The sequence below is a fragment of the Prevotella fusca JCM 17724 genome, from assembly GCF_001262015.1.
GTDB lineage: Bacteria > Bacteroidota > Bacteroidia > Bacteroidales > Bacteroidaceae > Prevotella > Prevotella fusca.
Map to the genome: position 1 here is coordinate 282,708 of NZ_CP012075.1, position 17,253 is coordinate 299,960.

Genomic DNA, 17,253 nt, shown 5'->3' on the forward strand with positions numbered 1-17,253 from the left:
TAACCACAATAATGCACATTTTTTTATACTTTTGTAGATTGAATTCATATTAAGACATCTCTGATAATTACTAATAAAAATCATTCATTACATGGGTAATTTAGAACTATCGCCGGTGCGGAAGACCATAGTGGGAGTGCAATTCCTCTTTGTAGCTTTCGGTGCCACTGTTCTCGTCCCTTTGCTCGTGGGACTTGACCCGGCAACAGCGTTATTCACAGCAGGTTTAGGAACATTTATCTTTCATTTGGTTACGAAAGGTAAGGTTCCTATTTTTTTAGGCTCTTCCTTTGCCTTCATTGCTCCGATTAAGTTTGCTTCTGACCATTGGGGTATGCCTGGAACATTGGCTGGAATAGCTGGTGTGGCACTTGTTTATTTTGTGATGTCAGCATTGATTAAATGGCAGGGCAAGAAGCTGTTGGATAAGCTCTTCCCACCAGTTGTTATCGGTCCAGTCATCATTCTGATAGGTCTTTCTTTATCAAAGGCGGCAGTTGATATGGCTAAAACAAACTGGACTATTGCGTTTATTTCATTGGGTGTGGCAGTGACTGTTCTCTCAATGGGACGTGGTTTGATGAAGTTGGTGCCTGTTATTTGTGGAATTGCGGCAGGATACATTGCCGCAGTTTGTATGCATGAGGTTAACTTCGGGCCGGTAGATGCTGCACCTTGGTTTGCTTTACCGCCAGCATTAGCAAATTTTCATTTGCCACAGTTTGATTGGGAGCCTTTCCTTTATATGATTCCTGTGGCGATAGCTCCTGTGATTGAGCACGTGGGTGATGTCTATGTGGTAAGTGCTGTTGCGGATAAGGACTTTACGAAGTCTCCTGGTTTGCATCGTACAATGTTGGGTGATGGCTTGGCTTGTCTGGCAGCTTGTTTGTTTGGTGGTCCTCCAGTGACGACTTACAGTGAGGTGACGGGTGCAATGAGTATTACAAAGGTAACTCATCCTCAGGTAATCCGTATTGCTGCAGCAACAGCAATCGTCTTCTCGGTAATAGGTAAGTTGAGTGCTCTCTTGCAGAGTATTCCTGCAGCAGTCTTAGGAGGTATCATGTTGCTGCTCTTTGGTACAATTGCATCTGTAGGTATTCAGAACCTTATTCAGCACAAGGTAGACTTCAACCGCACACGTAATATCATTATTATATCTGTTACGCTGACGATGGGTATTGGTGGTGCTGTTCTGCAGTGGGGGAGTTTCTCTATGGGAGGTATTGGGCTTTCTGCTATGGTGGGTGTTATCTTGAACCTGATATTGCCACCGGCAAAGGAGAAAAAGAAAGCTGAAAAATAAAGATATATAGTTGGGCTAATTAGTATGACAAGGCTAATTAGCCCATTTTTTGTAACAGCGAATCGTTACTTACCAAGTGTTTCCTTGTATTGCTGCTTGATTTTTTCTTCGAGTTGCTCTAATGTCTGCTTGCTATTGAGCATACTCTTGACGAGTCGATATCCGAGCCATATCAGAACCATGCCGATGAGGGCAAGGAGATACTGGAGAACGATACCGTTTACGAGGGTCTTTGTGTAGTTTTCGCAGATAACAAAGCCCACTATGAAGATGATATAGTCAATCCATCCCCAGCTGTTATAGCTTCGGGCGATGCGTTGATACTCTTCGTTGTTGGCAAGAACTTTGTTACGGTTCTCTTTCCATTTCTTTTCAAATTCTTCGTTGGTCATTTGTTAGATGTTGAATGTTAGATGTTAAATGTTGGACGTTGAATGTTGATGATTATTGATGATATATTTAGTGCTGTCTGGCAAACATTTGTCGTGTAAGTTAGTGTCATGCTATCTATTATACCGAATCTTTTTTCTCATTTTCTACCGATGTGTTGTTGCCCATCAAATGTGGTGTTGTTGGTAAGCACTACTGGTGTTGTTGGTAAGCACTACTGGTGTTGAGAGCTAAACACCTTGCAATATGTTGTAGGACCGAGAACAAACTGTTGTCAGGAAAGAGTTGTGTTGTCAAAAGCAAACAAACATATTTGATAAGAGACTTGCTTTTCCAAATATAAATAGGAATTTATTTGTTTAAAAGAGCATGGGAGGCTATGCTGTTTAAGTTTTACCAGACAGCGGTAGACACATTTACACCTTCATTAAATCGCTCATTATGGAATCGCTGACATAGATGCCGTTACGGGTGAGGTGGATCCAGCCGTTGTCCTCTTTTAATAAGCCCTGTTGTAACAATGGTGTTGCAAGGCACATGAGATACGTTCGGTATTCGGCAGAGATCGTTGACAGTTCTATTCCTTCACATGTACGGAGCGCAGTCATAACCGTATCGTTGTAATGTGTGTCTGCATCTATTACTTCCGCTTCACATGGTAGTCTGTCTTCTCGGATTGCATTTATGTAAGTCTCTGTGTCCGCCACATTCCAGCTTCTCTTTCCATTGCCGTATGAATGGGCGGATGCTCCGGTGCCTATGTAAGGAATGTTGTGCCAATAGGAACTATTGTGCTGAGAACGGAAAGGACTGGGGGCTTTGAACTTTGAGCTTTGAACTTTGAGCTTTGGACTTTTGGGGGTGAGTTTGGCGAAGTTGCTGATTTCGTATTGCTCATAGCCGGCATCGGCAAGACGGTCGATGAGCATGTCGTACATCTGTCGGTAAAGTTCATCATTTATTTCTTTGACCTTTCCGGCCTGGAGAAGTCGGTAGAGTGGGGTGCTCTCTTCATACATAAGACTGTATGCGGAGATATGCTCAACGTCCAAGGCGAGAAGTCGCTCGATGTCATCTTCCCATTCTTCAAGTGTCTCGTTCGGGAAGCCAAACATGAGGTCTACGGATATATTCCTGATACCTACAGTCCTTAAACGACTTACTGCTGTCTCAACTTCGTTAGCTGTGTGGCGACGATGAAGAAACTTCAGTCGTTCATCAGAGAAAGTCTGTGCACCCATTGAGATGCGGTTGACAGGCAGTTGGCGCAGATTCTGTGCGAACTCTTCCGTTACATCATCTGGATTGCATTCCATTGTGATTTCGATAGGAGTCGCTGTGGTGCCAGTGTTGTTCTCTATATTCCGTTCTAAACCAATGTGATATACCTTGTTTATCGTCTGGAATATCTTCTGTAGGCTCTCGAAAGAAAGCTGAGAAGGGGTTCCACCACCCAAATAGATAGTTGACAAACTACTTGTTCTTCCAGCAGACATATCACATTTCTTCTCCGTGCGCAGTTCCATCTCATGGCAGACAGCATTCACATACTGTTCTTCTACAGAAAGTCTTTCGTTCTTTTTCTTTGCGGGTACAGTAGAATAGAAGCCGCAGTAAATACAGCGACTGGCGCAGAAAGGAATGTGAATGTATAATCCAGGCATGATAATCGAATATGCGTATATATTAATGTATGTGTTGTGAGAAGCAATGCAAATGTACTAATAAGTTTTAAAAGATTACGCTTTTTTCGTAAGAACTTTTGGCACTTTCAATGAAAATGTCTAACTTAGACCGCTGAAAGGGCAATCTTTGGTTTGTCCCTTGAAAGGAATAGACAAATTATTACTAACAGCTTAAATCTATCAAGATATGAGAGTATATCAGACAAACGAGATTAAGAACATTGCCTTGGTTGGCAGTGCGGGTAGCGGCAAGACTACTCTTGCCGAAAGTATGTTGTTCGAAGCTGGTGTCATTAAACGCCGCGGTTCAGTTGAAGCCAAGAACACGGTCAGTGATTACTTCCCTGTAGAGCAGGAATATGGTTACTCTGTGTTCCCGACGGTATTCCATGTAGAGTGGAACAACAAGAAGCTGAACATCATTGACTGTCCAGGTAGCGACGACTTCGTGGGCGGAGCTATTACTGCACTTAACGTAACCGATGAGGCTGTTATCCTTATCAATGGTCAGTATGGACCGGAGGTAGGTACGCAGAACAACTTCCGTTATACCGAAAAACTCAAGAAGCCCGTTATTTTCTTAGTTAACCAGTTGGATTCTGAAAAGTGTGATTTTGATAACCTCATCTCGAACATGCAGGAGATTTACGGGTCAAAGTGTGTACCTGTACAGTATCCTGTTGAGACTGGTCCAGGTTTTAACAGCTTGATTGATGTCCTGTTGATGAAGAAATACAGTTGGAAACCCGAAGGTGGTGAGCCGATTATTGAGGATATTCCAGCTGACCAGATGGATAAGGCGATGGAACTGCATAAGGCACTTGTTGAGGCTGCTGCCGAGAATGATGAGGGCTTGATGGAGAAATTCTTTGAGGAAGAGACACTTACTGAGGATGAGTTGCGTACAGGTATCCGCAAGGGACTTGTCACTCGCTCCATTTTTCCTGTTTTCTGTGTATGTGCAGGCAAGAGTATGGGTGTCCGCCGTTTGATGGAATTCCTCGGTAACGTCGTTCCTTTCGTTGACGAGATGCCGAAGATTCACAACACCCGTGGTGAGGAAGTTACACCTGACAGCAATGGTCCGGAATCGCTTTACTTCTTCAAGACTGGTATGGAGCCACATATCGGTGAGGTAAGTTATTTCAAGGTGATGAGTGGCTGTGTGAAGTCGGGCGATGACCTGACAAACTCTGACCGAGGCTCAAAGGAGCGTATGGGGCAGCTTTATGCCTGTGCAGGTGCGAACCGTATTGCCGTTGACCAGCTGAATGCCGGAGACTTAGGTTGTACTGTGAAGCTGAAGGATGTGAAGACTGGTAATACTTTGAACGGAAAGGGGCTTGACCAGCGTTTTGACTTCATTAAGTATCCTAATTCCAAGTACTCTCGTGCTGTTGAGGCTAAGAGCTCACAGGAGACTGAGAAGCTCATGGCAGCCTTGCTGAAGATGCGTCAGGAGGATCCTACATGGGTTGTTGAGCAGAGCAAGGAGCTGAAGCAGACCATCGTTCATGGTCAGGGTGAGTTCCATCTTCGTACGCTCAAATGGCGTCTGGAGAACAATGAGAAGTTGCAGGTGACATTCAAGGAGCCTAAGATTCCATATCGTGAGACAATCACCAAGCAGTCAAAGGCTGAGTATCGCCATAAGAAACAGAGTGGTGGTGCCGGTCAGTTCGGCGAGGTCCATTTGATAGTTGAGCCATACGCAGAAGGTATGCCTGATCCGACAACCTATAAATTCAATGGACAGGAGTTCAAGATGAACATTAAGGGACGTGAAGAGCGTGACCTTCCTTGGGGTGGTAAGCTCGTGTTTATCAACTCAGTTGTAGGTGGTGCTATTGATGCCCGCTTCATGCCTGCTATATTAAAAGGTGTAATGGATTGCATGGAGCGTGGCCCGCTGACAGGAAGTTATGCACGTGATGTACGTGTGATTGTCTTTGATGGTAAGATGCATCCGGTTGATTCCAATGAGCTTTCTTTCACCTTGGCAGCCCGTCATGCTTTCTCTGATGCCTTCAAGGCAGCTGGTCCTAAGATTCTTGAGCCAATTTATGACTTGGAAGTATTCGTGCCGGGAGACTATATGGGTGATGTAATGAGCGACTTGCAGGGACGCCGTGCCATGATTATGGGTATGGATTCTGAGGCTGGTTATCAGAAGCTGCAGGCAAAGATTCCTTTGAAGGAACTCGCAAACTATAGCATTTCATTGAGTTCTCTCACTGGCGGTCGTGCAAGTTTCACAACGAAGTTTGCAAGTTATGAGCTTGTTCCAAATGACATCCAGCTGAAGCTGATTGCTGAGCATGAGGCTGAAGTGAAGGAAGATGAAGAGTAATTCCCCTGTTTTAGATAATTAAATTAAAGAGGTTGATTCGAAGGTAGCTGATTATATCCTTTGGGTCAGCCTCTTTTCTTTTTATGACTAAGGGATGTCTTGTTTGTCCCTATGTTATAGTATGATAGCTCTTAAGTTTTAGAACACTTAAAGCAGTCGTTTATAATACTTTTTTCAGCTTTGCGAAATTCGTTTCATGAAAAGAAATCTTTTTTTCGTGAAGTAAAATTAGATATAAGACTTGATATAGAGGGAAAGAATGGGGTATCGTAATGGCAATGCATTGTGCGAATGGAAGGCTTGTTTTTTGTTTTATAATTAATAATTATAATCCTTGTAATGAATAATTAGTTAATAAGTCTGAATTCAACCTATTTAATTAACTTTTATATGTTAAGGTTTTAAGAAATTCTTATCTTTGCATCCACGAATTTGATATAAGGTGTTGCAAGTGGGTTGTTTCCATGTCACACATGAATATAAATAGCGGATAATGAAGAAGAAAACAATTTGGACAATAGCGGTAATCATGGGACTTTCGTTCCTTGGCTTGCTTCTGCTCCAGCTCAACTATATTGAAGAAATGGCTGAGATGAAGAAGGAACAGTTTGACGAGTCCGTCAACCGTGCCCTTTATCAGGCTTCTCGCAATATGGAGTTGAATGAAACTCTTCGCTATTTGGAAGATGATATAGACAAGAAAGAACGTACGCAGGATAAGGAAAATGCAACGGAAAAGGATACTTCGTCCGCAGCTCACCAGGCTCCTGCAACAGATGATCAGGGTGAAGCATATACTTCCTTTGAGGCAAAACTGCTTCAGTCAAAACCTTCGCTGACACCGAAAGCGATGATTCTGCGTAACGACAGCAGCAGTCTTTCTGCTACAAAGCGTAACATGCAAGAGATTGTCCGTAACCGTTATGTGTATCAAAAGGCAATGTTGGAGGAGGTGATATACAATATTCTTTACTCAGCTTCAGACAAGCCGCTGCGTGACCGTATCAACTTCAAGCTGCTTGATCAGGACTTGAAGGCGGAGATGATGAACAACGGAATCAATATTCCTTACCATTTCACGGTGACGACACAGGATGGACGCGAGGTGTATAAGTGTCCGGACTATGTGAGCAACGGTGAGGAGAATACCTATTCGCAAGTATTGTTCCGTAATGACCCAGTAAACAGGATGGGCGTTGTGAAGGTTCACTTCCCGGAGATGAACAACTACATATTCTCGAGTGTACGCTTTATGATTCCGTCAATCATCTTTACCTTCGTCCTTTTGGTGACCTTCATCTTCACGATTGTGACCATCTTCCGTCAGAAACGGTACAGCGAGATAAAGAATGACTTTATTAACAATATGACGCATGAGCTGAAGACGCCGATTGCAAGTATTTCGCTGGCTGCCCAGATGATGAACGACAAGAGCCTGCCGAAGACACCAAAGATGATTGAACACTTGGGAGGTGTTGTCAATGATGAGTCGAAACGTTTGCGTTTCCTTGTTGAGAAAGTGCTACAGATGAGTATGTATGACCGCAAGAAGGCTGTGTTGAAGAAGAAATATACCGACCTTAACGAGATGGTGGAGACGGTTGCCCATTCGTTCTCGCTGCGTGTTGAGCATACAGGTGGTAAGGTTTATACGGAAATTGAAGCAGTTGATTCGACGATGTATGTCGATGAAATGCACTTCCAGAACGTCATTTTTAACCTCTTGGATAATGCCGTCAAGTATGCAAAGCCCGACCAGCCGCTGGATGTTTATCTGAAGACTTGGAATACGAATGATTTTCTCTATCTTTCAGTCCGTGATACAGGACAGGGTATCAAGAAAGATAATCTGAAGAAGATATTTGACAAGTTCTATCGTGTTCATACAGGAAACCTCCATGATGTGAAAGGTTTTGGACTTGGGTTGGCGTACGTGAAGAAAATGGTTGACCTGCATGAAGGAGAGATAAAAGTGCTGAGTGAGTATGGTAAGGGGACGAAGTTCGTTATCAAGCTCCCGGTGATTCATGATGAAGAGTACGAAGGAATAGAATAGATTTATAAAGTAAAAACAATTTAATACGTATAGATTATGGATGATAAATTGAAAATTCTGTTGTGTGAAGATGATGAGAATCTCGGAACACTGTTGAGTGAATATCTGCAGGCTAAGGGCTATCAAGCTGACCTCTGTCCTGATGGTGAGGTAGGTTATAGAGCTTTTCTGAAGAGTAAGTATGACATCTGTGTGCTCGATGTCATGATGCCAAAGAAGGATGGCTTTACGCTTGCACAGGAGATTCGTCAGGCTAATGCGGAGATTCCTATTATCTTCCTTACTGCAAAACAGCTGAAGGAGGATATTCTGGAAGGTTTCAAAATCGGTGCTGATGATTATATTACCAAGCCATTCTCTATGGAGGAACTTGTGTTCCGTATTGAGGCAATCCTCCGTCGTGTAAGAGGAAAGAAGACCAAGGAGTCTACTATGTATAGTATTGGTCGCTTCACTTTCGATACACAGAAGCAGTTGCTTACATTGGACAATAACCCGGAGAAGGCAACGAAACTTACTACAAAGGAGAATGAACTACTTGCCTTGCTTTGCGCACACTCTAATGAAATTCTCCAGCGTGACTATGCTTTGAAGACTATCTGGATTGATGACAACTACTTCAATGCCCGTTCAATGGATGTTTACATAACCAAGTTGCGTAAGCATTTGAAGCCGGATGCTCAGATTGAGATTATCAATATCCACGGCAAGGGCTATAAGCTTATCGTTCCAGATGAGGAATAAGAAAACTGTATTCTGATGGTGCAGCATATTGGAATTGTAAACAGCAACGCTATTCTCTCCCAACAGGGAGCAGGGTAGCGTCGTTTTCTGTCAGTCTTAATGATTTAAATTCAGCTTTACGACCTGTATTACAGTATTTTTTATTAATTTTGCATCGAATAATTGGACAATATCAGAAGAAGGCATTTATGATACACAAATTCGATTTCCTGGTTATCGGTGGCGGTATTGCGGGAATGAGTTATGCCCTGAGTGTGGCTAATAGTGGCAAGGGAAAGGTTGCCCTTGTATGCAAGACTTCTTTGGGTGAAGCGAATACGGCTAAAGCACAGGGAGGAATAGCTGCTGTAACCAATCTCGCTATAGACAATTTTGAAAAGCACATCCACGACACGATGGTTGCTGGTGATTATATTTCCGACCCTGAGGCGGTAAAGCATGTTGTATGTAATGCGCCTGAAGCTATAAGAAAGCTCATCGGGTGGGGTGTTAACTTCGACAAGAACGGTGACGGGACATACAATCTTCACCGTGAAGGAGGGCACAGTGACTTTCGCATACTTCATCACGCTGATGATACGGGCTTTGAGATACAGCGTGGACTGATGGAAGCAGTGAGGACAAATTGTAATATAACAGTGTTTGAGAATCATTATGCTGTTGAGATTATCACGCAACACCATTTGGGGATAAAGGTTACACGCAGGACGCCGGATATAGAGTGTTACGGTGCTTATATCCTCAATCCCGATACCAAAAAGGTTGATACGTTCCTGAGTAAGGTTACACTTATGGCTACAGGAGGTGTGGGAGCGGTCTATGCAATGACATCCAATCCTGTGATTGCTACCGGCGATGGCATCGCAATGGTCTATCGTGCCAAGGGAACTGTAAAGGATATGGAGTTCGTACAATTCCATCCCACAGTCCTTTATAATCCATCGGAAACCCATCCGGCGTTTCTGATTACTGAAGCAATGCGTGGATATGGCGGTGTGCTGAGATTGCCGGATGGTAAGGAGTTCATGCAGAAGTATGATAAACGTCTTTCCCTTGCTCCTCGCGATATAGTTGCACGGGCAATTGACCATGAGATGAAAATTCACGGACTTAACCATGTATGTCTTGACTTGACACATAAGGATGCAGAAGAAACAAAGCGTCATTTCCCGCATATCTATGAGAAGTGTTTGAGCGTTGGCATAGATATAACGAAAGAGTATATCCCCGTCTGTCCCAGTGCCCATTACATCTGTGGTGGCATTAAGGTCGATTTGAATGCGGAAAGTTCCATCCACAGACTTTATGCAGTCGGAGAATGTTCATGTACGGGATTGCATGGAGGAAACCGACTTGCCAGCAACTCATTGATAGAGGCAGTAGTATATGCACAGTCGGCTTCTGCGCATTCTCTTCAGACGATTGATAACTACGACTTCAATACGAATGTCCCTGAATGGGATGATGAGGGAACTATGACCAATGAAGAGCATGTTCTGATAACACAGAGCATCCGGGAAGTAGGCGAAATCATGAGTAACTATGTTGGTATTGTGCGGAGTGATTTACGCTTGAAACGTGCATGGGCAAGGCTTGACCTTTTGTATGAGGAAACAGAAAGCCTCTTTAAACGAGTTACAGCAACCAAGGATATCTGTGAACTCCGTAATATGATTAACGTCGGGTATCTAATAACAAGGCAGGCTATAGAGCGCAAGGAAAGCCGGGGGTTGCACTACACGGTAGATTATCCTAAGCATGCTTATGACCAAAAGTAGCTAAAAGAATACAGACTGAATATACGAGATACACAATTATCATTGTCTTCTCGTTTTATAACTAAGAACAAAATGATAGACGAAAAGTGGATGGGACAGGGTTTCATAGACGAACCTATCCCAGAGAGAATAGATGTCAAGGCTGAAATACGCAGGATGTGCAAGGAAAAGAATGCGCTGATTATGGCACATTATTATACAGAAGGTGTAATTCAGGAACTGGCAGATTTCGTAGGAGACAGTCTGGCACTGGCACAGAAGGCTGCAACAACAGATGCCGACATCATCGTCATGTGTGGCGTCCACTTCATGGGTGAAACGAATAAGATTTTATGTCCGGAGAAGACAATACTCGTTCCTGACCTGAATGCTTCCTGCTCCTTGGCAGAAAGCTGTCCTGCTGATGAGTTTGAGAAGTTCGTAAAGGCTCATCCCGGTCATACCGTAATAAGCTATGTCAATACAACGGCTGCAACCAAGGCGGTGACCGATGTCGTGGTAACGAGCAGCAATGCAAGACAAGTTGTAGACTCTCTTCCGAAAGATACACCTATTATTTTCGGACCAGACAGGAACTTGGGAGGTTACATCAACAGGCTTACTGGACGGAAGATGCTGTTGTGGGACGGTGCTTGTCACGTTCATGAGAAGTTCTCTGTAGAGAAGATTCTACAGCTGAAGCGCGAACATCCTACAGCCAAGATACTGGCTCATCCCGAATGCAAGGAGTCTGTTACCAGCCTTGCTGACAAGGTCGGCAGTACGGCAGCCTTGCTGAAGTACAGCATTATGGATGAAGCACAGGAGTTTATCGTGGCAACGGAGAATGGTATTCTGGTCGAAATGCAGAAGTCGGCTCCACAGAAAACCTTTATCCCTGCTCCTCCCGATGGCAGTACTTGTGCCTGTAATGAATGTAATTATATGAAACTTATCACACTGAGTAAGTTGTATAATTGCCTGAAATATGGATGGCCTGCTATTGAGGTAGAACCAACGGTAGCCAAGAAGGCTGTCAAATCCATTCATAGAATGTTGGACATATCCGAACGTTTAGGTTTATAAATTTTATTTTTATTATGTTATCAGTAGAAGAACTCAACGACAAACTTATCGAACTCGCTTTCAGTGAGGATATTGGTGACGGTGACCATACAACACTTTGTTGCATCCCTGCAGATTCCATGGGCGAAAGCAGATTGCTTATCAAGGAAGAAGGAATCCTGGCAGGAGTAGATGTTGCCAGAAGAGTATTCCATCTTTTCGACCCGGAACTGCAGGTGGATGTCTATGTAGAAGACGGTACGCATGTCAAGCCGGGAGATATTGTGATGAGTGTAAAGGGAAGAACCCGAAGCCTGTTGCAGACAGAGCGTCTCATGCTCAATATTCTACAGCGTATGAGTGGTATAGCTACAATGACGCATAAGTATCAGCAGGCACTTGTTGATGCTGGTACCAAGACACGCGTTCTTGATACACGTAAGACTACACCTGGAATGAGAATGCTGGAAAAAGAGGCTGTCAAGATTGGTGGTGGTATGAACCATCGTATCGGTCTTTTTGATATGATTCTCTTGAAAGACAATCATGTAGATTTCTGTGGAGGCGTGCATAATGCAATCTCTATGGCAAAGCAGTATTGTAGGGAGCATGGTAAAGAAGACCTCAAGATTGAGTGTGAGGTGCGAAACTTTAAGGAACTGGAAGAAGCGTTGGATGAAGGATGTGACCGCATTATGTTCGACAATTTCACGCCTGAGGCAACACGCAAGGCAGTTGAAATGGTCGGCGGACGCTGTGAGACGGAGTCAAGTGGCGGAATTACCTTCGATACCATGATTCCTTATGCACAGGCTGGTGTTGATTTCATCTCTTTTGGTGCGCTAACACATAGTGTTAAGGGACTTGATATGAGCTTCAAGGCGGCAACGGGAAACAGTTGATTGGCAGCAGATAGTCAACAGCTCCAATTCTTCTTCATGAAAATAAATATTTATTCTCATGAACCTTAATTCCGCAGCATAATTTCTTGTGAGAAATCCAAGTGCCTGAGAAACAAAGTCCTCAAAACACTTGGACATGTCAGGATTTTCACCTATCTTAGTGCTATCAAAATAATAAACAAGCAAAAATCTGACATGACAAAGGTAGCAATTAAAAACGAAAATATCACTTCCTTCGGAGGAATTTATCACATCATGGACGTTTTTTCAAAGTAGGGCTTTGAAAAACTTACCGAATCCGTGTTGGGCAGATGCGGATGCAGCAGCAAGGCATTCAGCCATGGAAGCATTCCAGGCTCTTTCTTCTTCAGCTACCTTTGTGGTGAGGACTGTCTTGAGGACATCAATTCGCTTACAGGACAGTTCAGGCAGAGACCAGGCGCGCTGTTACCCGGTGCCGACACTGTGGGGCGCGGACTGAAGGAGCTTGCCGAGAAGAATATTGTCTACAGGAGCGAGACATCAGGAAAGTCCTACAGTTTCAACACTGCAGAGAAGCTGAACACCTTACTTTTACGGATGATACGGAGAATGGAGCTTATAAAGGGTTCTTCCATTAAATGCGTGGATGTTTTTCGTATAGCTTTAAAGGAAAAACCGGAGTTGTTCATTTAAAAACATAGCCAAGACTGTCTTGGATACCTACTTTTGTTATCATCCTCCGACACAGAAAACCCTTTCATTTTAATACTTTGAAAATGCAGACAATAGATTGAAAAATCATGACATAATTTCGGGTAAAATACCTACAGATAAAGGCAAAAACACGTGTAAAAAGCAAGTTTGCAACCAACAGTAAATCAGTTAGTTATAAAGTGGTGTAAGAAAAGGTGCTTAATTGGACTTCAAAAGGGCGTCAGTTAGACCTCAAAAGGGCATCTATTGCAACTCAATTGGGCGTCTTTTCAAAGCCAAAAGACCATGTGTTGGTTTTGAGTTGCATGAAAATAGTTTACAAACATTGATTGATATGGGAATAAGTTGTTTGTGGAAGATGGAAAGACATGGTATTTGTTTGCCTTTTCTGCATTTTTATCTTTTACTTTATCCTCCTTTGTGAGACCGTCTGATCTTGGATAGCCATACCATACAAGCGTATAATCCTTTGTTCTGTTACCAATCTACGCATTTAACGGGAGAACCTTATAAAGGCGGGCAGCCATGTTGACCTGGACTTTGACCACCAGTTTATTCCAGCTTACAAGTTCGATGCAAAGTATTCCTACAAGCAGGATTTTGGCTATTTCCCGGGCTGGGCTTCCATCGGGGGCATCATAGTCGGAAGTGAGAACCGTGATGGAAACACCAATGTGAATAACTGGAACATATGCCCTTTTCCCTCATGGCTGAGAACATGGTTTTCATGATGGTTACCGCCATGCTGAAGAACTTCTATTTCTATCTTGTCCGCCATATCAGCGAAAAGGTCAAGCCGTTGAAAAAGACAAGCAGGCTGAAAGCCTTTATCCTGCATTTTGTCAGCGTGCCGGCAAAATGGGTGCGAACGGGAAGGAGGAACGTTCTGAACCTGTATACAAACAAAGCATACTATTCTGAAGTATTCCTTGAATAAGCAGCATTTCTTTGTGGTTCTCATATTCCTCATTGGTTTGGGTGGGGGATTTCATGCCCAGGCAAGACCCTAGAAGCCCGAAAGTCCTCATAACAACATATAGAGCCCAAAAAGACATCTCAACATATAAAATCGCCTCACAAGGAAAAACGCTGCGGAATTGAGGATGAAAATAAATGGATAAAGATTGTATCAGGATGTAGGGGAGGGGGCTTTTACCTGTCCTTGCACGCTGCTTGCTTATCATGGAAAGCCACCGTGTTTAGTCTTATAGGTGTTTCTTTTCTTGAAATTGCACCTTGATTGATGACAAAGGAACTATTACTGTTCCTTTTTCTTACTGTTCGAGGAATGGAAAGAGGTAAGACTTTCTCCCTTGACGAATGTAATAACCCCACCTAGAACCAGTGACAGTCCGCAGAAAAGGAGTGTGTTTCCATTAAAGCGGATGATCAGGTGGAGTACGAACAGAAGAAGACCTATGATGATAGCTGCAATGCCTAAGTATTTGATATATCTTTTCATGCAAATGTGTAATAATACTGTATTTAGACGCAAAAGTACTAAAAAAATTTGGTCAATTGCATAAAAAACAGTACTTTTGCATCGCATTTTGTGAAAGCAGATGCAGTTTAATTCACATTTTATATTTTTAAGTAGTATGAATCAATACGAAACCGTTTTCATTTTGACTCCCGTTTTGTCTGACGAACAGATGAAGGAAACGGTCGCTAAATTCAAGAAACTGCTCACCGATAACGGCGCTGAGATCTTGAACGAGGAGGCCTGGGGTCTGAAGAAGTTGGCTTACAACATCCAGAAGAAGTCATCAGGCTTCTACGCAATGTTGGAGTTCAACGCAGAACCATCAGTTATCAATACTCTCGAGACCGGCTTCCGTCGTGACGAGAAGGTTATTCGTTACATTACCGTTAAGCAGGACAAGTATTCTGCAGTTTATGCTGAGAAGCGTCGTGCTAAATGGGCAGCTAAAAAGGAGGCTTAAAACATGGCAGAGCAGAAATCAGAAATCCGTTATTTGACCGCTCCTTCTATCGACACAAAGAAGAAGAAGTATTGCCGTTTCAAAAAGAGCGGTATTAAGTACATCGACTATAAGGATGGCGAGTTCTTGAAGAAGTTCCTCAACGAGCAGGGTAAGATTCTCCCTCGTCGTATCACAGGTACTTCTCTGAAGTATCAGCGTCGTGTGGCACAGGCTGTTAAGCGTGCTCGTCAGATTGCGCTCCTTCCTTATGTAACCGATTTGATGAAGTAAAAAGGAGGTCATTAGATGGAAATTATACTGAAAGAAGATATTATCGGTCTTGGATACAAGAACGATATCGTTAATGTAAAGAACGGCTATGGCCGTAACTACCTTATCCCAACAGGTAAGGGTGTTATCGCTTCTCCATCTGCTAAGAAGCAGTTGGCTGAGAACCTGAAGCAGCAGGCTTCCAAGCTCGCAGCTCTCAAGGCTGAGGCTGAGAAGAAGGCAGCTCAGTTGGATGGTGTAGAGCTTGTTATTGCAACAAAAGTTTCTGCAACTGGCGTAACTTACGGTTCAGTTAACGCAGCTACCGTTGTTGAGGAGCTTGCTAAGCGTGGTATTGAGATTGATCGCAAGATCGTTACAATGCGTGATATGAAGGCAGTTGGTACTTCTGAGGCTACTGTTCACTTCCACAAGGAGGTTGAGGTTAAGGTTCCTGTAACTGTTGTTGCAGAGAATCAGCCAGCACCTGCAGTTGAGGAAGCTCCAGTAGAGCAGCCTGCAGAGGCAGCTGTAGCTGAGGAGGAAACTCCAGCAGCTGAGTGATTCAATATTGACATTTTTGCACTGTAAAGCAGTAATGTTAGATAGTAATCCCTTTCACTTTCGGGTGGAGGGGATTTTTTAGTCCATTATGAAACGAATTGTACTTACCGGCGGTCCTTGTGCCGGAAAAACGACAGCACTTGTCAAGATTATCGAGCACTTCTCAAGTCTTGGTTACAAGGTGTTTATCATTCCAGAAGTTCCAACGCTCTTCAGTCAGGCGGGTATGGATTATCTTACGGATAATCCTGCATTCTTCTATGAGGGAGAGAAGGCTACATTGGAGATGCAGCTTGCCTTGGAAGACAAGTTTACCTGTATGGCTGAAACCATTGATAAACCTACGATTATTGTCTGTGACCGTGGTACTATGGACATCTCTGCTTATATGAAGCCGGAGATGTGGAAGGAAATAACGACTGGTGCAGGAACTTCATCAGAAGACCTTCGTGCCCGTTATGACGCAGTTCTTCACCTAGTAAGTGCTGCTGATGGTGCTGAACAGTTCTATACCACAGCTAACAATGCCGAGCGTACAGAGGGACTTGAACTTGCCCGTGAATTGGATAAGAAGGTTATTCAAGCATGGTCGGAGCACCCGCATCTGCGTGTAATCAACAATCATGAGAACTTTGACACAAAGATTAATCGTGTGCTTCAGGAAATCTCCAATGTACTGGAGATCCCCCAGCAGGTCATTGAAGAACGCAAGTATATTGTCCGTCTTATAGGAGAAATACCCGATGCTATTGAAAGTGAAATCAAGCAGACTTACCTTACTTCTGAGCCACGCAGTGAAGTCCGACTCCGTCGCCGTACATTGAATGGTGTTTCTGTCAATGTCCGTACAACGAAGAAGACCTTGCCGAATAATGAGCAGGTTGTTACGGAGCGACAGATTGACAACAATCTCTATGAGTCGCTGATGCGTCAGGCTGATCCTTACCGGCAGTCAATACACAAGGTTCGCAAAACCTTTATATGGCGTGGACAGTTTTTTGAATTAGATACTTACATTGCTCCAACTTCGGATCTTCAAATCTTGGAGACGAAAGGAATTGTTGATCATGAGGATGTTAATTTTCCACCGTTCCTTGAAGTTATCGAAGATATTACAGGTAAGACAGAGTTCTACAATTATAATCTGGCTTTAAAGAGGTAAAGTTTTTTTGTTGTTGTCTGGGAGAAAGTACAAACTCTTTTCTGTCGGTTTCAATCTCAAAGCAAAGATTAGTTCCCACATACTTAATAGTTAAACTTTCCCACTTGTGGTGTTAGGCTATCCCGGGTATATTATGCTAAGCATATATTCCTTAAAATCGTTGGTCTAATATAGGGTCAAAGATCGTTAATCCTTTTTTGCGGACTCTTCCGTCAGCTGGCTCATCATGGCTATCATCTTTTCTGTGTCCGTATTGCCCCGTGCCAGCCTATTCATCGTTCTGAAAATGTTAATTATCAGGTATTCTGGGGCTATAATGTTTCGTGTGGGTAATAGGATTCTGATTTGCTCGTAACAGAATATATCACTACCATAAAG

The 17,253-nt window shown here is 43.3% G+C and carries 15 protein-coding genes and 2 pseudogenes; 14 read left to right on the forward strand and 3 right to left on the reverse strand.

Annotated elements, in window-relative coordinates:
* Nucleotides 1-91: 91 nt before the first annotated feature.
* Entirely contained in the window at nucleotides 92-1,309 is a 1,218-nt protein-coding gene (locus tag ADJ77_RS08480) for a uracil-xanthine permease family protein (protein ID WP_050696283.1), read from the forward strand.
* A 65-nt stretch (nucleotides 1,310-1,374) separates the two neighbouring features.
* On the opposite strand, the gene ADJ77_RS08485 is transcribed toward ADJ77_RS08480, so the two are convergent.
* Nucleotides 1,375-1,701 carry a positive regulator of sigma(E), RseC/MucC domain protein gene (locus ADJ77_RS08485; protein WP_025078984.1) on the reverse strand — a complete coding sequence of 109 codons (327 nt, stop codon included), beginning with the start codon at nucleotides 1,699-1,701 and terminating at the stop codon, nucleotides 1,375-1,377.
* Between the two features lie 414 nt (nucleotides 1,702-2,115).
* Nucleotides 2,116-3,363 (reverse strand): radical SAM family heme chaperone HemW, encoded by a 1,248-nt coding sequence (hemW, locus tag ADJ77_RS08490; RefSeq protein ID WP_025078985.1) that lies wholly within the window; start codon nucleotides 3,361-3,363, stop codon nucleotides 2,116-2,118.
* Between the two features lie 208 nt (nucleotides 3,364-3,571).
* On the opposite strand from hemW, the gene ADJ77_RS08495 reads away from it, so the two are divergent.
* From ADJ77_RS08495 to ADJ77_RS14550, 9 genes and pseudogenes are all read left to right on the forward strand, one after another.
* Nucleotides 3,572-5,734 carry an elongation factor G gene (locus ADJ77_RS08495; RefSeq protein WP_050696284.1) on the forward strand — a complete coding sequence of 721 codons (2,163 nt, stop codon included), beginning with the start codon at nucleotides 3,572-3,574 and terminating at the stop codon, nucleotides 5,732-5,734.
* 493 nt (nucleotides 5,735-6,227) lie between these two features.
* Nucleotides 6,228-7,790, forward strand: coding sequence for a sensor histidine kinase (locus ADJ77_RS08500; RefSeq protein WP_025078986.1), 1,563 nt, complete (start codon nucleotides 6,228-6,230; stop codon nucleotides 7,788-7,790).
* Between the two features lie 36 nt (nucleotides 7,791-7,826).
* Nucleotides 7,827-8,534 carry a response regulator transcription factor RprY gene (rprY, locus tag ADJ77_RS08505; protein WP_025078987.1) on the forward strand — a complete coding sequence of 236 codons (708 nt, stop codon included), beginning with the start codon at nucleotides 7,827-7,829 and terminating at the stop codon, nucleotides 8,532-8,534.
* Nucleotides 8,535-8,722: 188 nt separating this feature from the next.
* Nucleotides 8,723-10,312 (forward strand): L-aspartate oxidase, encoded by a 1,590-nt coding sequence (nadB, locus tag ADJ77_RS08510; protein WP_050696285.1) that lies wholly within the window; start codon nucleotides 8,723-8,725, stop codon nucleotides 10,310-10,312.
* A gap of 72 nt (nucleotides 10,313-10,384) precedes the next feature.
* Nucleotides 10,385-11,377, forward strand: a complete 993-nt coding sequence (nadA, locus tag ADJ77_RS08515) for a quinolinate synthase NadA (RefSeq protein ID WP_025078988.1) — start codon at nucleotides 10,385-10,387, stop codon at nucleotides 11,375-11,377.
* A gap of 14 nt (nucleotides 11,378-11,391) precedes the next feature.
* Nucleotides 11,392-12,258, forward strand: a complete 867-nt coding sequence (gene nadC / locus ADJ77_RS08520) for a carboxylating nicotinate-nucleotide diphosphorylase (RefSeq protein ID WP_025078989.1) — start codon at nucleotides 11,392-11,394, stop codon at nucleotides 12,256-12,258.
* Between the two features lie 195 nt (nucleotides 12,259-12,453).
* Nucleotides 12,454-12,873, forward strand: a pseudogene (locus ADJ77_RS08525) (IS1380 family transposase); the annotation flags it as partial.
* 611 nt (nucleotides 12,874-13,484) lie between these two features.
* A pseudogene (locus ADJ77_RS14545) lies at nucleotides 13,485-13,631 on the forward strand (IS1380 family transposase); the annotation flags it as partial.
* Nucleotides 13,632-13,645: 14 nt separating this feature from the next.
* Nucleotides 13,646-13,891 (forward strand): hypothetical protein, encoded by a 246-nt coding sequence (locus tag ADJ77_RS14550; protein WP_244148575.1) that lies wholly within the window; start codon nucleotides 13,646-13,648, stop codon nucleotides 13,889-13,891.
* A 321-nt stretch (nucleotides 13,892-14,212) separates the two neighbouring features.
* On the opposite strand, the gene ADJ77_RS08535 is transcribed toward ADJ77_RS14550, so the two are convergent.
* Nucleotides 14,213-14,416, reverse strand: a complete 204-nt coding sequence (locus ADJ77_RS08535; RefSeq protein WP_025078547.1) for a hypothetical protein — start codon at nucleotides 14,414-14,416, stop codon at nucleotides 14,213-14,215.
* Between the two features lie 136 nt (nucleotides 14,417-14,552).
* Here ADJ77_RS08535 and rpsF point away from each other — a divergent pair, with 136 nt between their 5' ends.
* From rpsF to ADJ77_RS08555, 4 genes are all read left to right on the forward strand, one after another.
* Nucleotides 14,553-14,897: a 30S ribosomal protein S6 gene (rpsF, locus tag ADJ77_RS08540; RefSeq protein WP_025078546.1), complete on the forward strand. Its 345-nt coding sequence runs from the start codon at nucleotides 14,553-14,555 to the stop codon at nucleotides 14,895-14,897.
* A gap of 3 nt (nucleotides 14,898-14,900) precedes the next feature.
* Nucleotides 14,901-15,170, forward strand: coding sequence for a 30S ribosomal protein S18 (rpsR, locus tag ADJ77_RS08545; RefSeq protein WP_004353605.1), 270 nt, complete (start codon nucleotides 14,901-14,903; stop codon nucleotides 15,168-15,170).
* Between the two features lie 15 nt (nucleotides 15,171-15,185).
* Nucleotides 15,186-15,713 carry a 50S ribosomal protein L9 gene (gene rplI, locus ADJ77_RS08550; RefSeq protein ID WP_025078545.1) on the forward strand — a complete coding sequence of 176 codons (528 nt, stop codon included), beginning with the start codon at nucleotides 15,186-15,188 and terminating at the stop codon, nucleotides 15,711-15,713.
* A gap of 88 nt (nucleotides 15,714-15,801) precedes the next feature.
* Nucleotides 15,802-16,875: an AAA family ATPase gene (locus ADJ77_RS08555; protein ID WP_025078544.1), complete on the forward strand. Its 1,074-nt coding sequence runs from the start codon at nucleotides 15,802-15,804 to the stop codon at nucleotides 16,873-16,875.
* The last annotated feature ends 378 nt before the right edge of the window (nucleotides 16,876-17,253 follow it).

What these genes read in the sequence shown, in the direction of transcription:
- ADJ77_RS08480 (WP_050696283.1), top strand. Translation starts at nt 92, where the DNA reads ATGGGTAATTTAGAACTATCGCCGGTGCGGAAGACCATAGTGGGAGTG.
- ADJ77_RS08485 (WP_025078984.1), bottom strand. Translation starts at nt 1,701, where the DNA reads ATGACCAACGAAGAATTTGAAAAGAAATGGAAAGAGAACCGTAACAAA.
- hemW (WP_025078985.1), bottom strand. Translation starts at nt 3,363, where the DNA reads ATGCCTGGATTATACATTCACATTCCTTTCTGCGCCAGTCGCTGTATT.
- ADJ77_RS08495 (WP_050696284.1), top strand. Translation starts at nt 3,572, where the DNA reads ATGAGAGTATATCAGACAAACGAGATTAAGAACATTGCCTTGGTTGGC.
- ADJ77_RS08500 (WP_025078986.1), top strand. Translation starts at nt 6,228, where the DNA reads ATGAAGAAGAAAACAATTTGGACAATAGCGGTAATCATGGGACTTTCG.
- rprY (WP_025078987.1), top strand. Translation starts at nt 7,827, where the DNA reads ATGGATGATAAATTGAAAATTCTGTTGTGTGAAGATGATGAGAATCTC.
- nadB (WP_050696285.1), top strand. Translation starts at nt 8,723, where the DNA reads ATGATACACAAATTCGATTTCCTGGTTATCGGTGGCGGTATTGCGGGA.
- nadA (WP_025078988.1), top strand. Translation starts at nt 10,385, where the DNA reads ATGATAGACGAAAAGTGGATGGGACAGGGTTTCATAGACGAACCTATC.
- nadC (WP_025078989.1), top strand. Translation starts at nt 11,392, where the DNA reads ATGTTATCAGTAGAAGAACTCAACGACAAACTTATCGAACTCGCTTTC.
- ADJ77_RS14550 (WP_244148575.1), top strand. Translation starts at nt 13,646, where the DNA reads ATGCCCTTTTCCCTCATGGCTGAGAACATGGTTTTCATGATGGTTACC.
- ADJ77_RS08535 (WP_025078547.1), bottom strand. Translation starts at nt 14,416, where the DNA reads ATGAAAAGATATATCAAATACTTAGGCATTGCAGCTATCATCATAGGT.
- rpsF (WP_025078546.1), top strand. Translation starts at nt 14,553, where the DNA reads ATGAATCAATACGAAACCGTTTTCATTTTGACTCCCGTTTTGTCTGAC.
- rpsR (WP_004353605.1), top strand. Translation starts at nt 14,901, where the DNA reads ATGGCAGAGCAGAAATCAGAAATCCGTTATTTGACCGCTCCTTCTATC.
- rplI (WP_025078545.1), top strand. Translation starts at nt 15,186, where the DNA reads ATGGAAATTATACTGAAAGAAGATATTATCGGTCTTGGATACAAGAAC.
- ADJ77_RS08555 (WP_025078544.1), top strand. Translation starts at nt 15,802, where the DNA reads ATGAAACGAATTGTACTTACCGGCGGTCCTTGTGCCGGAAAAACGACA.